This is a genomic window from Paraniabella ginsengisoli (genome assembly GCF_022513635.1).
Lineage (GTDB): Bacteria > Bacteroidota > Bacteroidia > Chitinophagales > Chitinophagaceae > Niabella > Niabella ginsengisoli.
This window is the reverse complement of record NZ_JAKWBL010000001.1, coordinates 197,616-214,268: the sequence shown is the minus strand read 5'-3', so window position 1 is coordinate 214,268 and position 16,653 is coordinate 197,616. Positions and strand designations below refer to the sequence as shown.

Sequence of the window (16,653 nt, the reverse complement as noted above, 5' to 3'; positions counted from 1 at the left end):
TCATATTGTTTGTAATTCGAACAAAGTTATCTCGGGTCTTACATTAAACCTTACAGGCAAATAATGTCCTAAAGCCCGATTAATGTATACCGTCCTATTGTTTCCTAAATTAATTTCACCTGCCGAATACTTTTTGTTTTGTACAGGTAGGATTGGCGGTGGTAAAAAGGGTGGTTTACACTGTCCGCCATGAGTATGTCCTGCCAGGATCCATCCTTCGTAATTGTTCCATATATCAAGATCACAGGTATCCGGATTGTGAGATAAAACCAGATTAGCGATGCCCGGATTATATTTGCTCATTGCCATTTCAGGGTTAAAATTAGTTCCCCATAAATCGTCAATACCGATAATGTTCAAATTACTTACTAGCACGTTGTTATTTCTTAAAACAGTGATCCCTGCGTCTTTTGCAATTGCGGTAACAGCATCAGCCACGTCGGGTTGTGACCAATTTTTCCCATAATCATGATTACCCAAAATGCCGACCGTACCTTGTACTCCTTTAACAGCATACTTCAATACTTCTTTCAATTCGGTGTAATTGCCAGCGGTATCAAAACTTATAAAATCTCCTGTATAAACAACGATATCTGGCTTATAAAGCGAGGCTTCCTTAAAAGATTTAATTAGGTACTCCTTATCAACCTTGCCCACATGTATATCACTAATCTGCATCACTATTGTTCCCTTTAAATGTGGCGGTAAATTGGAAATATGAATTTTTTGTCGAACGAATTCCAGCCAATGAGGTTCTATCTTCCAGGCGTAAAAACCCGTCAAAGCCGATGCGCCAGCAAGCATTCCCAATGTCTTTGCAAATCTTCTACGGTTCATTAAAAAAGGAGTTATGTACTTAAGGAGTTCGTTTATTTTTTCTTTCCCCATGGAGTACGATTAAGTACTGCTTCTAAAACAGGTTTAATGTCTGGCGACATTTTTAAATAAATGACTCCTGTAATATAAAGTGCTGCAAAAAATACAGACCGCCCGACTAACGCCCAAAAGCAGTGCATCTCTTTAAACAAAAAATAAGTTGAAAAAAACGCCACAGCCGCTAACACAATATTGTATGCGGTCTTTATATTAAAAGGGAAAAGAGCGAATTTTTTCCAAAGAAAATAAATGCGGATACCGTTGTATATAGCGTAAGAAATAAGTCCTGCAATTGGCGGCCCCACAATGCCATAAGCTTTTGCAAAAAGGTAAGATAAAGGAAGAATAATAATCAACAGGATCACGCCACTCCAGGTCTCAAATCTCCAATATTTTGATGTAGCAATCACCTGCGCATTTACACCCGTTCCCAGGTCAATCACTCTTGTAATACCCATAACAATGAATGCTGAAAAACCAAGGGCCCACTCAGGTTTTAATTTAAAAAAATGGACAGCATCCACGAAGTTCAGTGCGATCAGGCAAAACAAGAGCAGCGATATGATTAATAAATTGATGGAGGATCGCGTGTAGATGTCGCTTATCTTCTTTAGATCCTTTTGCTTCCATGCATTTGCCAGATGAGCCACAGATACGTTGATAACGCCGCGCTGGGGCGCCTGTATCACGCTGGTCATCAGTTGCGCAAAAGTAAAAATGGCAAGATTTGTCAACCCATCTTCCACTACAGAACCGATAACCAAAGAATCAAACACCTGGGACAACATCGACACAACAATAGAAAAATAAACAACGCCGGTAAACCTGAATAATATCTTCCGTATACGTTTTGTAACGAAACTGATTTTAAAATTAAGTTTAAACGATCCGGTAGATATGAGGTAAATAAGCATCGTTAACGCTATACACGGATAGGTGAGTGCATACAATTTAATAAACAAACCAAAATCATTAATAACACCTGTGGCAAAAAGAATAACCAAAATTAGTATCAATACCCGCCACTCTACCTCTTTTAAAAAAGTAGCAAATACAGGACGGCGTATGCTTTGGCAATAGGCTTCAAGTATATTATACATCGTAAGCCCAAATCCAAATACATAAACCCAATAATAATAGTCAACAAAAAGCGGTGAGTTTGTACTATACTTCCGAACGACTAAATACTCGAATGAATAACCAAATGCCAACACAATTAAAAAGCCAATAATACCCGTAATGATAGCGATAGCCAGCATATCGTTCTTATCGCGGCTCAGCCTGTCTTTATAGTAGGGGAAAAAATTTCAGAACATAACTTGGCATTGCCACAGCGCTAAGCGATGCAATTAGCGCTGACAAGTTGATGAACAAGCCGGTAAGGCCGTATTCCTCACTTAAAAAGAGATCCTGCTTACCAAAAAATAAGTATTCAAAAACCCGATAGCAAAGCCAAAGTAAATGACCAGCGATGATATGATGCTTTGCCTCCTGATTTTCCCACTCATTGCATGTTTCCGGTTTAGCTTTTATTTAATCTGAAACCAGCTTTCAAACATAGAACATTTTGAAGTTTGAAGCGGAAAGCCTGGATTTAAAATTTGATTTCTTTAACAGTAATATAAAAATCGGGGGCTACCGCAAGTTCTTTGCCACCTGCATTTGATAAGGAAATTTTCTTTTCAGATTCAGTTGGATACAGCCATTTTCCATTTATCAATTTTACTGGCATATTAAATCCTTTCACCACATTTGCCCACTTGTAAGCGATCTGACTTCCTTCAATTTTAAATTGAAGTTCAGGAATTTTAATCGTTCTTAAATATTGATCAAAAATCTTACTTAAATCTTTACCGCTTTTATCAATCATGTATTTTTCCACCTGCTCAGTTGTTACCGTTTGATGATAGAATTCTCTATTCAATCCTCTTAAAATATTTTTAAAGAGCACATCATTATTAATGATCTGCCGAATCGTATGCAGCATGTTACCACCTTTATAATACATATCGCCGCTGCCTTCTTCATTCACTCCATACCTTCCAATTATAGGTATATCATTAGTTACATTTTTCCTCGTTCCAATTACATATTCACGGCCCGCTTTCTTCCCGAATTCACATTCCACAAACATCGTTTCACTGTAGTTAGTAAAGCTTTCATGTATCCACATATCTGCAATATCTTTTGAAGTAATATTATTGGCAAACCACTCATGGCCACTTTCGTGAACAATAATAAAATCAAATTTCAATCCCCAACCGCTTCCACTAAGATCTTTACCTAAATATCCCATTCCATATTTATTACCATACGCCACACCGCTCTGATGCTCCATTCCCAAGTGAGGCGCATCAATCAGTTTATAGCTATCTTCATAAAAAGGATAAGGCCCCATCCAACTTTCAAAGCATTTGATCATCGGCTTTACCACGGCAAACTGTTTCTTTGCTTTCTCAAGATTATAATCTAACACCCAATAACTAAGATCCAGCAATCCCTTCTCCCCTTTCATTTGATCTGTGAAATTTACATACTTACCAATGTAAGGAATGATATTGTAATTGTTGATCGGGCTTTTTACTTCCCATTTCCAGGTTGAAGTTCCATCGCCATTCTTGCTACTATTAATCAATCTTCCATTACCTACCCCTACTAATGTGTCGGGCACAATCATCGAAAGTGTAGCGCCGCTATCCGGTTCATCGGCTTGATAATCTTTACAAGGATACCACACACTTGCGCCCAATCCCTGACAAGCCACGGTGGCCCAGTCTCTGCCCTGCTCATCTTTAGTCCATATCCATCCACCGTCCCAGGGCGCATTTTTAGCCTCCACAGGTTTTCCGTGAAAGTAAACGGCAATCTTTCTTGAACCAGGTTTAATTTTATACATCGCATTCGGATCTCTAAAAGTCACCCAAAAAACATTACCTTCTCTCTCAATCGGAAGCAACTTTCCTTCATAAACCACACTATCAATCATCATCGGTTCCTGCATATCAACCTGCATCCGCTTTGCGCCAGTATCATAAAAAGTAATGATATTATTGCCACTAATCGTTTTAGACGGAAAGTCCGGCTTCACAGTAAGGTCATACCTCAACACATCCCAGCCAACTCGCCCCGCGCCATAACTACCTCGCAAACTGTCCTCACGAGTAAATGTTTTCTTTTCAACACCAAGTTGTGCCGCAGCATTATTAGCAAGCATTACTACAAAAAATAAAACGACTACTTTGCAAAATATTTTAACCATAGTTATGATTGAGCTGTAAATTTAACCTTTCATCATTAAAGTATATTTTAGAAATTGATAAACGGCTTACGCAGATATTTTTTTATTTTGAGCGTGCCCCTCGTGTGGCCAAGCACCAATCTAAACACTCGGGTCGGGCTGCTACAGGGTTACCGCCCCTTCGCTACGCTACGGGGCCGCTCGGTTTCACCTCGCGCCTTTCGCATCCCTCACGCAAAACTCCGGTTGCGTTTCTTTTATTTATAATTGTTGTTGCAGCCTGTTCCTGTGCAGATGGCAGTAAATCTGGTAAACAAATATTTCATTACAACGAATACACGGGCATCGCGTCTCTCGATCCTGCTTTTGCAAAAAACCAGTCAACCATGTGGCCAGCGCATCAACTGTTCAATACACTGGTAGAAATTGATGATAGCTTAAATATCAAACCATCACTTGCCACTCATTGGGATATTTCAGAAGACAAACGCACTTATACTTTTTATTTAAGGAAAGATGTTCTTTTTCATGATGATGCCTGCTTTCCGCAAAACAAAGGCCGCAGGCAATTGCTGCCGATGTTGCATTCAGCCTTAGCCGCATTACCGACCCCAAAACAGCCAGCCCCGGCGCCTGGATTTTTAACGGTAAAGTAGATTCATTACAACCTTTTATAGCTCTTAACGATACTACGTTCCAACTTAAACTACAAAGGCCTTATCAACCCATACTCGGCATCTTATCCATGCAATACTGTTCCGTTGTAGCGCCAGAAGCTGTCGAAAAATATAAAAATAATTTTCGTCAACATCCCGTTGGTACAGGCCCATTTAAGTTTGTAGTTTGGGAAGAAGGGCAAGCTTTGATTCTTACCAAAAATAAAAATTACTTTGAACAGGATAGTGTTGGTAAAAAGCTCCCTTATCTTGATGGGATAAAAATTACGTTTCAGACCAGCCGGGCTACAGAATTTCTACTATTCAGGCAAAAGAAACTTGATTTTATAAATGAACTTGACCCGAGTTTTAAGGACGAAGTGCTTACTAAAAAAGGAACGCTTAAAGAAATATGGAAGGATAAAATTGAATTGCAAACACAACCCTATCTAAACATTGAATATTTAGGCATTTTGGCAGATTCTAATAGCGAACTTGTAAAAAACTCTCCGCTTCGTTTTAAGAAGGTTAGGCAAGCCATCAACTATGGATTTGACAGGCGTAAAATGATTTTATACCTGCGCAATTCTCTTGGAACACCCGCAGAGAGCGGCTTTGTCCCAAAAGGCCTTCCATCTTTTAATGATTCACTTGTAAAAGGATATAATTATGATATTACCAAAGCCGCGCAATTACTTAAAGAAGCAGGATTTCCAGGCGGTAAAGGATTGCCAACTATTAAGCTATTAACCATTTCTATTTATGCTGACTTCGGAAATTTTATTGCAAAGCAGTTAGAAGAAATAGGCATTCCGGTGCAGGTTGAAGTAGTACAAAAATCTTTGTTATTCGAAATGACTTCCGGCTCTAAAGCAGCATTCTTTCGCGGCGGCTGGATAGCAGATTATCCCGACGCTGAAAATTATCTTTCTGTGTTCTACTCTAAAAATCCGGCACCGCCTAATTATACCCGATATAAAAATGCGGAGTTTGACAAAGTCTTTGAACAGGCGATAAAAGAAACGAATGATTCTTTAAGATATGTGCTGTATCGCAAAGCTGATCAAATAGCGATTGATGATGCGCCTGTTGTACCGCTTTGGTATGACAAGGTAATTCACCTGGTACAAAAAAATGTAAAAGGGTTTCCGCCTAATGCCCTGAATTTACTGGAATTGAGAAGAACAACTATCGAATAAGTAATCAATTAATCATGAGCCTTGATCTGTTAACAATATTTGTAAGTGAATCGGTTTCCTCCATTTTGGGTTGGCTGGGTACAGGGTTTTATCTGCTGGCTTATTTACTTATAAGCATCAACAAAGTAAAAGCAAACCGTTATACGTATCATCTATTAAATGTGCTTGGCGCCGCCGGACTAATTATTCACGCAATATATATGAACGATGGTCCAAACCTAATTTGCAACCTGGCCTGGCTATCAATTGCATTTATCGCAATCATCTCCATAAGCCGTAGAAAAATCAAACAAAATTAAGTAAGGTTAATGCTTGTTTCTTATACCTTCTCAATCCCGCTTCATAGTCTTTGTCGTTTTTAACAAGACTCAGATAGTAATATGCACCATCAACCAAGACAAAGATAAGATCTGCAGTCACCGCAGGATTACTTACATCTAATGCGCCTTCCTTTTTACAAATTTTGATATGCTGTTCAAGATTTTTCCGAAGTGTTTCAAGTAATTGTCGATAACGCGCACCGATGGATTCGCTTCTTAAAGCAAGAGCATAGCAGCTGTATGAAACACTATCATCAAATAAAATATTCCACTTCTTAGAAAACACATTGTCGATGATCTTAAGCAAAATGCTCTTTGAATTACCTGACGCAGAGGCAGGCACAGTAAATATTTCAAGATACCTGTCTAATATAAATTCTATAAGCCCATTCACCAGATGTTCACGGCTTTTGAAATAATGAATGATCAGGCTTGGATTCATTCCTGCAAGTTCTGCCGTCTTAGCTAACGAAGCATTTTCCAGCCCTTCTTGTTTGGCTATTCTATAAAACACCTCGATAATTTCTTTTTGTCTGGCGTCCTTTAAACTTTTTCTTCCCATGATTTATCCTGGTTTTCCGGGTAAAATAATAAATACTTCGCCCTCTTTATAATACAAGAAATCTTTTTACGAAAATAATAATTCAATAAACACCTAAATATAAAGACCTTATTTGTATAAAATGCAGGTAACATAAAAATAATAATAAATTAATTGAATGTTCATTCAAAATAATTTTTTAGTATTGTATTGCCATATACTTTTGATGATGTCAATAGCACATTCAGGAAAATGAAACGCGTAACCGAAACTGTGCTATAAAAAAACCTGAATTGATGTTCATTTTATGAAGCGTAGTTTATAACCCTTTTAAAACAATAAAATACTGGATATATGAAAATCCCTTTTCATCTGCTGCCTGCTATTCTTTTTTGGCGGCGCGTCCTTTGCTCAAACCCTTACTGTATCCGGCACCGTAAAATCTGCCCGTGATAGTAGCACATTAATGGGTGTAAGCATTACAGAAAAAAACAAAACAAACACGGTACAGACAGATAGCCAGGGACAATTTACAATCACGGTAGCACCAAATGCTGTACTGGTTTTCACCTCCGTTGGCTTCGCTTCGCAGGAAGTAACTGCAACGAGCTCCCAGGTTGATATCTATCTTGCAGATGCCTCGAATACTGATCTGGCGGAAGTAGTTGTTACTACCGCGTTGGGAATCAAAAAGCAGCAGAAAGCTTTAGGATATGCGCTGCAGGAAGTGAAAGGAGAAAGCCTTGAGAAAACCCGAACGCCAACTGCGCTTGGATCGCTTGTAGGTAAAGTTGCGGGGTTGAATATTACGAACAGTACAGATCTGTTCAGAAATCCCGGCATTGAATTAAGAGGCCAAAATCCACTGATTGTTATTGATGGCATTCCAGATCCTAACGCAGATCCTTATAAAATAAATGCTGATGATATTGAAAGCATCACTGTCTTAAAAGGTCCCGCTGCCGGAGCTCTTTATGGACAAATCGGTATTAACGGAGCTATCATGTACACAACTAAGCGAGGAAAAAAGGCGTTGTTAGCGTGGATGTAAACTCATCAACCATGTTTCAGGGAAGCTATACGGTAATACCAGAAGTTCAGCATCAATATGGCGGTGGCGATGCCGGAAAATACGCCTACATCAATGGTTCTGGAAGCGGCATAGAGGGCGGAGGCTGGCTGTGGGGTCCAAAACTTGATCAAAAAGATCCGAATACAGCAAGTGGCTTTGTTGAGCTACCCCAATATAACAGTCCATACACGCCTGACAAAACATACACCGTTACTTTTCCTGACGGAACTTCCTCAACAGGCAATTACCAACCCATTCCATGGGTATCGAGAGGAAAGGATAATATCCGGAATTTTTTCAAACAGGTATTTTGTCAACGAACAATATATCCGCCTCTGCCGGCAATGACAAAGGTTCATATCGCTTGTCCGCAGGTCATATTTATCAGAAAGGGCTTGTGCCTAACACAGGCGTAAACAATTCCTCATTTTCAATTGGCGGTAATTATAATCTCAGCCCAAAGCTTAACGTAGATGCAAAGCTGACTTACAACAGAGAATATTCTGACAACTACCCAACTATTGGCTACGGGCCTCCCAACATCCTATATAATCTTATACTTTGGATTGGAACAGATGTTGACATAACAGATCTTAAAAATTACTGGTTACCGGGGCAGGAAGGCTTGCAGCAACGTAACTACAACCTATCATGGTATAACAATCCATACTTTGTAGCGTATGAATATCTAAATGGCTACAAAAAGAATAATGCCTTTGGTCAAATTACATTCGATTACAAGTTTACAAAAGATCTTTCTTTAAAATTCAGAAATGGGTCAACCAATATTCGGAAAATTCAGATATAAAAGAGCCGTATAGCTATGTAAACTATAGCTTTATTTCAAAAGGCAATTATAGCGTAACCAATTCTAATTATTTTGACATCACTTCAGATCTGATACTAAATTACAATCATGATTTTAGTGATATGTTGAGGTTAAATGTAAATGCTGGAGGCGCCAATTCATACAGAAACCTGAAAAGTGCTATATCTTCTACAGATGGCCTCACTATTCCTGAATTTTATAATCTAAGCAATACTACCAATCCGCTAACAGGGAGGAATATTTTGCAGGAACGCAGAACAACAAGTGCTTACGGTACGATAGATGTGGAAGCACTTAAATTTTTGTATCTAAACTTTACAGGGCGTTATGATAAAGCGTCAACATTGGCTATTAACAATAATGCTTATTTCTATCCTTCAGTTGGTTTGTCTGCAGTATTATCAGACGCATTAAAGCTACCACAACCAATTTCCTTTTTAAAAACACGTGCATCCTGGGCTAAAGTAAATACAGGTTTTGTAGATCCTAACGATCCTTATGCACACATCCTTACTTATTCAATTGGCAACAAATGGAACAATAAAGGATCTGTAGTTTGGCCGGGTACGGCTATAGCGCCCCAACTTATTCCAAGTACGGTAGAATCTGCGGAATATGGATTAGTTCTCGGTTTGCTGAGAAACAGGATCAATATAGACGCTACTTATTTCAGGAATAAGGAATACAACGGTTTTACAACAGTGCCTCAATCTGAGGCAAGTGGCTATTTAAACCTGTTACAAAATGCTAACATTTACGTAAGAAAAGGATGGGAGTTTGTAGTAAGCGGCACTCCTGTTTTAAACAGCGACTTTAAATGGGAAACCACTTTCAATTTCAGTAATAGTCATCGTTGGCTTAAGAAAGCAACTGCACCTGGTTCAAATGGGTTTGTGGATAAAATCAATGAGCCGGGAAGTATCAAAGAAGGTGATCGAACTGACCGGGTATTTATCACATATTCCCAAACAGCGGATGGCCGGCCAATCTATAACGCTAACGGATCTTTGGCTTTTGACGCCAACCCACATTTCTTTGGTTATGCTGATAGCAAATGGATGTACGGATGGCAAAATTCGTTCAACTACAAAAACATTGGTTTAAGCTTCTCTTTCGATGGCCGTTTAGGTGGTTTAATATATTCAACTACGAATCAAAAAATGTGGTGGGGTGGCGCTGCCATTGAAACAGCCAACTCCTATCGTGACGATGCCATTGCTGGAAATAATACCTATATCGCACCGGGAGTTGTTGTAAAAGATGGTTCTGTTACTTACGACAGAAGAGGTGAAATAGTTTCTGACACACGCCAGTATGAAGAGAATACAACTGCGGTAAATTATATTTCCTTTATGCAAAGCGATGCAGGCAATGCCCTAAATAACTATTTCTACTACAGTGGTAGTTATCTTAAAATGCGTGAGTTGGTCCTCTCCTATAATCTTCCAGCCACTTGGGTAAAAGGTATTTTCAAAGCCGCATCAGTATCTTTTATCGGGAACAATCTTTTTATTCTTTCCAAAATCCCAAATGTAGACCCTGATGCTGAATCAGACAATCTTCAAACACCTTCAGTAAGAAGCCTTGGTTTTAACATCAATCTTAAATTTTAAAAGTATCTAATCATGAAGTATACTTCTATATATGTATTTATCATTTCGGTAATACTTTTTCCTGTAAAAAGTTTGAATATTTTCAGGAAAACCCAAACGAACCAACTATTGCCGATCCTTCATTATTACTAACTAATATTGAACAAACTGCATTCTCCAATATCAATGCTGATGCAGGCCTTGCAAGTCGTCAGTTAGTCTACACCCAGGGAAATAGTTTATCGCAGTATTACAATTGGACCAGAAGTTCGATGAACTACTCAAGCATCGCGCAGGTGGTTCGGATGGAACAGGAAGCGCAGCGTGTGAACAAAACCAATTATCGTTACCTGGCAAAATTTTTTAAATCTTATTTCATTGTATCAATGACGCAGGCATTTGGCGATATTCCATATTCGCAAATGATGCAATCGATCGAGCAAAATAATTTTACTGATTCATCTGCTGTAAGGCCGGTATATGACAAGCAAAAAGATATTTACCTAAAAGTACTTAGTGAGCTAAAAATCGCCGGTGATTCTCTTGGTAGTACATCAGATGCTATTACTGGCGATTTAATTTATAACGGATCAATAACGGCATGGAAAAAACTAATCAATTCATTTACCTTAAGAGTATTAATGAGTTTGTCAAAAAAGGAAGCCGATACCGATCTTAATATTAAACAACGTTTTAATGAAATCGTCACTAATCCGGAAAAGTATCCTTTAATAAATAATAACTCTGAGAACGGAAAGTTGACTTACTACGACATAAACGGCAACAGATATCCTTATTACAATAATAATTCCATGAAAACGGATTATTACCTGGACAGCTCTTTTGTAGATATTTTACAGGGATTCAAGGATCCAAGGCTTTTTACTTATGGACAACCTGCCGGTACGGTAAATACTTCAACTATTAAAGATTTTAGTAAATATGACGGCTTAGTAGGAAGCGCACCATTGTCTTACAATACAGGTAAAAAGGGCGAAGCCAGGCTTCATCTATTAATCGTCGCTATGCTTACGACATATTAAATGAGCCTAGTTTATTGATGAGCTATGCTGAAGTTCAATTTTTGTTGGCTGAAGCCTCCATTCGTGGATGGACAGGTGGCAATGCTAACAATTTGTATAAGGAAGGTATAAAGGCCTCGCTTCAATTTTCTAATTTCAATTATCCTTCTGTATCAGGTGTTCCATATACTGGGCAGCTATATTCAGATGATGACATTACAGAATATATCAATCAACCGATCATCAATTTACAAACTGGTAAACAAATTGAACAGATCATTACACAAAAATATATCAGTATGTTTATGAATTCCGGGTGGCAGATCTTCTATGAACAAGGCGCACTGGTTTTCCTGTTTTCGAAACAGTATTCTCGGGTGTATTGAATAACAAACGAGTGCCCAAACGCTGGATGTACCCAATTGATGAACAAAACAATAATACTACTAACCTAAATGCTGCCATTGCCAACCAATATCCCAATGGAGATGATATAAATGGTGTGATGTGGATATTGCAATAAACCAAAGAACCTTAAATAAAAAATTATCATCTTTGAAGGCAACTTTTGTTGTCTTCCTTTTTCTTATCATCATTTAAAATTGCTTTGTATAAAATGGCGCAAAAACGTAGAGATTTTTTAAAGAACGCAGCAATACTATCGGGAGTGGCGGGACTTAATAATGTGCTGCCATCCAGTATTCACAAAGCCCTGTCCATTAACGCAGATAAGGGTACTACTTTTTATGACGCGGAGCATATTGTTTTTTTAATGCAGGAAAATCGTTCTTTCGACCACATATTTGGCTGTATGAAAGGCGTTCGTGGCTTTAACGATCCGCGTATTAAAACCCTCCCGGACAATAATAAAGCATGGATTCAGAAATCAAAAAACGGAGCAGCACATGCACCATTCCATATTGATATCAATAAAACCAAAGTAACCTGGCAAGGCGGACTACCGCACGACTGGCCCGATCAAAGCCGGGCGCGCAACAATGGGAAATATGATCAATGGATACCGCAAAAATCTGAAATGTGCATGGGTTATTTCAATAGAGCGGATGTTCCCTTTTATTATGCCTTGGCGGACGCTTTTACACTTTGTGATCATTATTTCTGCTCATCGCTTACAGGCACTACGCCCAACCGTTTGTTTTTTTGGACAGGTAAAATTCGAGAACAATTAAACGCAACTTCAAAGCCAGCCGTTCGAAATTCGCAGGCCGAAAGCCGCACCAATACTTATGTTGACTGGAGTTCTTTCCCCGAATTGCTGGAAGATAATAATGTTAGCTGGAAGATCTATCAAAATGAATTATGGAGCGCAAAGCTTGATGATAACACAGATTATTGGTTGGGAAATTATGGTGATAATGCAATTGAATATGTGAAAAAACATCATGTTAAACTCTCCGCTTATTTTAGAAAAAACGGCGATAAAACATCGAACCCGACGCTGAGCGCAGATCAAGTGCTGGAACAATACAGTAGACTCAGTCAAAAAGAAAAAAATCTGATTGATAAGGCATTTACAACCAATATTGAAATTGAAGATTATTTAAAACTACAGCCTTATACTTTTACTGACGATACCGGCAAAGAGCAAACGATACAAATACCAGCAGAAGATATTTTTCATCAATTTAGAAAAGATGTCGACTCTGGCAATCTGCCTACCGTTTCCTGGCTGTCGGCACCACAGGCTTTTTCTGATCACACCAGCACACCGCTTTACGGAACCTGGTATGTATCAGAAGCGCTGAATATTCTTACTAAAAATCCTGAAGTGTGGAAGAAGACTATTTTTATTTTAAACTATGACGAGAATGATGGTTATTATGATCACTTGCCGCCATTTGTAGTTCCCGATCCAAATAATGCTTCTTCAGGTAAAGTTTCTAATGGAATCAATATTGAATCTGATTTCGACTTTGGCACCAATTGGCCGATTGGTTTAGGTTATCGCGTTCCGATGATCATTGCTTCTCCATGGAGCAAAGGAGGTTTCATCAACTCGCAAATACACGATCACACTTCAACATTAATGTTTCTCGAAAAATTTCTTCAGAAAAAAACAGGAAGGAATATTCAATCTTCTAATATCAGTAGTTGGCGAAGAGCGGTGTGCGGCGACCTTACTTCAGCTTTCCGCCCTTACAACGGCGAGCGTTTTCCGTTGCCAGAGTTTCTGAAAAAAACAGCCGTTATTAATGATATTCAAAATGCAAAAAACAAACCAGCGCAGGTTGTACCCAAGCCTTTAACGGATGATGAAATTTGCAAGATCAATAATCATCATACTTTCTCTAAACAAACTTCTGAATGGATGCCGGAGCAGGAAAAAGGAACAAGGCCAGCCAACGCATTGCCTTATACGCTACATGCCGATTGTAATCTGAATAAAAATAAAGACACCGTTGATTTATTTTTTGAAGTAGAAAAAAATGAACAACATGCCGGCTCGGCTTTCAATATGTACACGCCCACCAGTTATAGAAATGAAGCAGGCAAAACATGGTTCTATGCTGTTAAGGAAAACGACAAGGTTGCGGACAGTGTTTTTTTAAAAGAGTTTGAAGGAAATAAGTATAACCTCTGCATTAACGGTGCAAACGGCTTTTTCAGGCATTATAAAGGAGACAATAATGACCCTGACCTATTGATCCATTGCCGGTTTGAAAAGAAAGCAACATTCAACAAAAGCTATACAGGCAATATTTTGCTCGAAGTGGAAAACAAAGGATTGGAACATCATACTATTTTGCTTGAGGATAATGCTTACGGGATGAAACCACAAACCATAAAAATAGAAGCGGGTAAAAAGAAGGCGATAAAAATCAATCTTGAAAAAAACTCAGGCTGGTACGATTTTACAGCAACCGTTGACGGAAACGATACATTCAGCAAACAATATGCAGGCCATGTAGAAACCGGAAAGGTTTCTATTACTGATCCTTTTATGGGCGGAGTGATTGGTTGATTTTATAAATCCCACGAATTAATTCGTGGGATATTTTCATTCATATTTCCAGTTCCGGCCTTTTCCTTCCGCAATCCACTCCATTGCAGATGCCAGGCGCTTGTCGCGCGTAGCATCTGTTTTGGCATCGTTGATCCATTGTATATATTCCTTACGATGAGAAGGTGAAAAATTTTCAAATACCTCTTTTGCCTTTTTATTTTTTTGAAGCGCTTTTGATAATGCTTCAGGCACGGGCAATTCAGCCGATTTTTTAGCCGGTGCTCTTTTCATCGTCACACCGAGATCAGCTAAATGAATGGCTTCTTTTACCGCTGCTATCAAGTCCATATCCTTTGGTAAATCTTTAACCGATGTGATATTAGCGATGCGGCCAAATTCGGAAGCGGCTTCGGTTGCTTTTTCCAGATAAGGTTTTAAAGCTTTTACTTGTGCGCCAAGCCAAAAACCAATGGCGCAATGTTTTTTAAATGCTGCAACGCTGCACATCATTTTCCCTTTATAATCGAAAGAGGGAACGCCCCATTTTATCGATTCTGTAATATCAGGCGAAGCCTTATGAACAATGGCGCGAAAATGTTCTAATATTGGCTTTGCAAAATCAGCAGATTTAGCAATGTAATCATCTACTTTTGAATTTAATGTTGGCATACTATAAATTAAAAAAGCAAGCTGTTTAAGCTTGCTTTGTAAAATTAGATATTTTTCTGTAATTAAGAATTGCCAAACAGATTGCCTACTGCGCCTTCCAGCATCGGGAACTTTTCAATTACATAACTTTTAATTGTTTCTAAAGTTTTCGCCGCTTGCTCGTCTGTAAGGCCAGCTTCTGCTTTTAATTTTTCTACTAACTCGTTCATATTTTTATTTCTGATTTAGGATTTGAAATTTCTGATTTTAGAACATCCGACATCGTAAATTATACATCCTACATTCCCTACGCTGCTTTCACCAAGCCCATCTTGCTTTTACTAAATTTGCGCTCTGCATAATCTTTAGTAAGTGTAAAACTTTTTCTGAAGATGAAGGCAACTCATACATAGCATCCGTAAGAATACTTTCGCAAATACTACGCAATCCTCTTGCGCCCAGCTTATATTCTACGGCTTTCTGTACCATGAATTCGTACACGTCTTTTTCAATCTTAAGTTCTATTCCTTCCAGTTCAAATAACTTTTTGTACTGCTTCATCAATGCGTTCTTAGGTTCTGTAAGAATATCGCGCAATGTAGATGCATCCAGAGGTTCAAGGTGTGTAACCACAGGTAAACGGCCTAGCAATTCCGGAATAAGGCCAAAGGATTTCAAGTCTTGTGAGTTCACAAACTTTAGCAGATTCTTTTTCATATCTTCCTGCAACTCTTTGTCAACGTTAAAACCAATCGTATTAGTTTGAACCCGGCGCCGATAATTCTGTCAATACCATCAAACGCGCCTCCGCAAATAAACAGAATATTGTGCGTATCTATTTTGATCAATTTTTGATCCGGATGTTTACGTCCGCCTTGAGGAGGAACCAACACATCAGTACCTTCAAGCAGTTTTAATAAACCCTGCTGAACGCCTTCGCCGCTAACATCTCTTGTAATACTTGGGTTATCGCTTTTGCGCGCTACTTTATCAATTTCATCAATATAAACAATACCGCGTTCGGCAGCTTCTACGTCATAATTACAAACCTGCAATAAACGTGTAAGGATACTTTCCACATCTTCCCCAACATAACCTGCTTCTGTAAAAACCGTAGCATCTACAATTGCAAAAGGCACATTCAACACTTTTGCAATACTGCGCGCCAGCAGGGTTTTACCAGTACCGGTTTCGCCCACCATTACAATGTTACTTTTCTCAATTTCGATCTCGTTGTGCGAATCAATTTCACGGCTGTTTCTTTGTCTTAATCTTTTATAATGATTATACACTGCAACGGCTAAAACTTTTTAGCATCGTCCTGACCAATAACATAGTCATCCAAAAAAGTTTTGATTTCCATTGGCTTTTTCACATTTAGTGAGAAGCCCTGGCTTTGAGGGTTGTCTTTAAGATGTAATTCCTGATCAATAATTTCCTGGGCGTGCTCTACGCAATTTTCACAAATGTGTCCGTCCTGGCCAGCAATAAGTATTTCTACTTCATCGCGACTACGTCCACAAAATGAACAATGCAAAACAGAACCCGATATTTTTTCCTTCATAATATAATTGCAAAGTTAAAAAAACCACCTTTAATGAGTGGTTTTTTTAGAATAAATGGCTTTTAATGCAATTGTTTTACAATCAGTTTAACATTATTAATAGTCAAGCTTTTATAAAACAACGTGCATTA

20 protein-coding genes are annotated in these 16,653 nt (G+C 38.6%); 11 read left to right on the top strand and 9 right to left on the bottom strand.

Annotated elements, in window-relative coordinates:
- From MKP09_RS01150 to MKP09_RS01140, 3 genes are all read right to left on the bottom strand, one after another.
- On the bottom strand, positions 1 to 837 hold the full coding sequence (locus MKP09_RS01150; protein ID WP_240825924.1) for a metallophosphoesterase: 837 nt from the start codon (positions 835 to 837) through the stop codon (positions 1 to 3).
- Positions 838 to 869: 32 nt separating this feature from the next.
- Entirely contained in the window at positions 870 to 2,135 is a 1,266-nt protein-coding gene (locus MKP09_RS01145) for a lipopolysaccharide biosynthesis protein (RefSeq protein ID WP_240825922.1), read from the bottom strand.
- Between the two features lie 335 nt (positions 2,136 to 2,470).
- Positions 2,471 to 4,135: a M1 family metallopeptidase gene (locus MKP09_RS01140; RefSeq protein WP_240825920.1), complete on the bottom strand. Its 1,665-nt coding sequence runs from the start codon at positions 4,133 to 4,135 to the stop codon at positions 2,471 to 2,473.
- Positions 4,136 to 4,143: 8 nt separating this feature from the next.
- On the opposite strand from MKP09_RS01140, the gene MKP09_RS25120 reads away from it, so the two are divergent.
- Genes MKP09_RS25120 through MKP09_RS01130 form a run of 3 tightly spaced genes read left to right on the top strand, consistent with a single transcriptional unit; the run spans position 4,144 to position 6,268 of the window.
- Positions 4,144 to 4,770: an ABC transporter substrate-binding protein gene (locus tag MKP09_RS25120; protein ID WP_262915055.1), complete on the top strand. Its 627-nt coding sequence runs from the start codon at positions 4,144 to 4,146 to the stop codon at positions 4,768 to 4,770.
- Complete coding sequence (locus tag MKP09_RS01135; protein WP_262915220.1) at positions 4,653 to 5,969, top strand: ABC transporter substrate-binding protein; 1,317 nt, start codon at positions 4,653 to 4,655, stop codon at positions 5,967 to 5,969. The genes MKP09_RS25120 and MKP09_RS01135 overlap by 118 nt, the downstream gene beginning before the upstream one ends.
- A 14-nt stretch (positions 5,970 to 5,983) precedes the next feature.
- Positions 5,984 to 6,268 carry a CBU_0592 family membrane protein gene (locus tag MKP09_RS01130; protein ID WP_240825917.1) on the top strand — a complete coding sequence of 95 codons (285 nt, stop codon included), beginning with the start codon at positions 5,984 to 5,986 and terminating at the stop codon, positions 6,266 to 6,268.
- Here MKP09_RS01130 and MKP09_RS01125 read toward each other — a convergent pair.
- Complete coding sequence (locus tag MKP09_RS01125) at positions 6,255 to 6,851, bottom strand: TetR family transcriptional regulator (RefSeq protein ID WP_240825914.1); 597 nt, start codon at positions 6,849 to 6,851, stop codon at positions 6,255 to 6,257. The genes MKP09_RS01130 and MKP09_RS01125 overlap by 14 nt on opposite strands.
- A 349-nt stretch (positions 6,852 to 7,200) precedes the next feature.
- Here MKP09_RS01125 and MKP09_RS01120 point away from each other — a divergent pair, with 349 nt between their 5' ends.
- The 8 genes from MKP09_RS01120 (at position 7,201) to MKP09_RS01090 (ending at position 14,328) form a co-directional block, all read left to right on the top strand.
- Complete coding sequence (locus MKP09_RS01120) at positions 7,201 to 7,881, top strand: TonB-dependent receptor plug domain-containing protein (protein ID WP_317235226.1); 681 nt, start codon at positions 7,201 to 7,203, stop codon at positions 7,879 to 7,881.
- Entirely contained in the window at positions 7,872 to 8,318 is a 447-nt protein-coding gene (locus MKP09_RS01115) for a hypothetical protein (RefSeq protein WP_240825896.1), read from the top strand. Before MKP09_RS01120 ends, MKP09_RS01115 begins: the two co-directional genes overlap by 10 nt.
- On the top strand, positions 8,300 to 8,710 hold the full coding sequence (locus tag MKP09_RS01110) for a hypothetical protein (RefSeq protein ID WP_240825894.1): 411 nt from the start codon (positions 8,300 to 8,302) through the stop codon (positions 8,708 to 8,710). The genes MKP09_RS01115 and MKP09_RS01110 overlap by 19 nt, the downstream gene beginning before the upstream one ends.
- Positions 8,711 to 8,832: 122 nt before the next feature.
- Entirely contained in the window at positions 8,833 to 10,344 is a 1,512-nt protein-coding gene (locus MKP09_RS01105; RefSeq protein ID WP_394800995.1) for a SusC/RagA family TonB-linked outer membrane protein, read from the top strand.
- Positions 10,338 to 11,366: a SusD/RagB family nutrient-binding outer membrane lipoprotein gene (locus MKP09_RS01100; RefSeq protein ID WP_317235224.1), complete on the top strand. Its 1,029-nt coding sequence runs from the start codon at positions 10,338 to 10,340 to the stop codon at positions 11,364 to 11,366. The genes MKP09_RS01105 and MKP09_RS01100 overlap by 7 nt, the downstream gene beginning before the upstream one ends.
- The gene (locus MKP09_RS25115; RefSeq protein ID WP_317235223.1) at positions 11,336 to 11,731 is read left to right on the top strand and encodes a SusD/RagB family nutrient-binding outer membrane lipoprotein; all 396 of its coding nucleotides are present in this window, start codon (positions 11,336 to 11,338) and stop codon (positions 11,729 to 11,731) included. Before MKP09_RS01100 ends, MKP09_RS25115 begins: the two co-directional genes overlap by 31 nt.
- Positions 11,728 to 11,868 (top strand): hypothetical protein, encoded by a 141-nt coding sequence (locus MKP09_RS01095; RefSeq protein ID WP_240825892.1) that lies wholly within the window; start codon positions 11,728 to 11,730, stop codon positions 11,866 to 11,868. The genes MKP09_RS25115 and MKP09_RS01095 overlap by 4 nt, the downstream gene beginning before the upstream one ends.
- Positions 11,869 to 11,961: 93 nt before the next feature.
- Entirely contained in the window at positions 11,962 to 14,328 is a 2,367-nt protein-coding gene (locus tag MKP09_RS01090; RefSeq protein ID WP_240825890.1) for a phosphocholine-specific phospholipase C, read from the top strand.
- 36 nt (positions 14,329 to 14,364) lie between these two features.
- Here the strand turns inward: MKP09_RS01090 and MKP09_RS01085 are convergent, their stop codons facing one another.
- The 5 genes from MKP09_RS01085 to MKP09_RS01065 form a co-directional block, all read right to left on the bottom strand.
- Positions 14,365 to 14,979, bottom strand: a complete 615-nt coding sequence (locus tag MKP09_RS01085) for a YdeI/OmpD-associated family protein (protein WP_240825886.1) — start codon at positions 14,977 to 14,979, stop codon at positions 14,365 to 14,367.
- Between the two features lie 62 nt (positions 14,980 to 15,041).
- Positions 15,042 to 15,188, bottom strand: coding sequence for a hypothetical protein (locus MKP09_RS01080; RefSeq protein WP_240825885.1), 147 nt, complete (start codon positions 15,186 to 15,188; stop codon positions 15,042 to 15,044).
- Between the two features lie 88 nt (positions 15,189 to 15,276).
- Entirely contained in the window at positions 15,277 to 15,675 is a 399-nt protein-coding gene (locus MKP09_RS01075; RefSeq protein WP_240825883.1) for a ClpB D2-like domain containing protein, read from the bottom strand.
- On the bottom strand, positions 15,672 to 16,250 hold the full coding sequence (locus MKP09_RS01070; RefSeq protein ID WP_240825881.1) for an AAA family ATPase: 579 nt from the start codon (positions 16,248 to 16,250) through the stop codon (positions 15,672 to 15,674). The genes MKP09_RS01075 and MKP09_RS01070 overlap by 4 nt, the downstream gene beginning before the upstream one ends.
- 8 nt (positions 16,251 to 16,258) lie before the next feature.
- Complete coding sequence (locus MKP09_RS01065; RefSeq protein WP_240825870.1) at positions 16,259 to 16,522, bottom strand: ClpX C4-type zinc finger protein; 264 nt, start codon at positions 16,520 to 16,522, stop codon at positions 16,259 to 16,261.
- Positions 16,523 to 16,653: the final 131 nt, after the last annotated feature.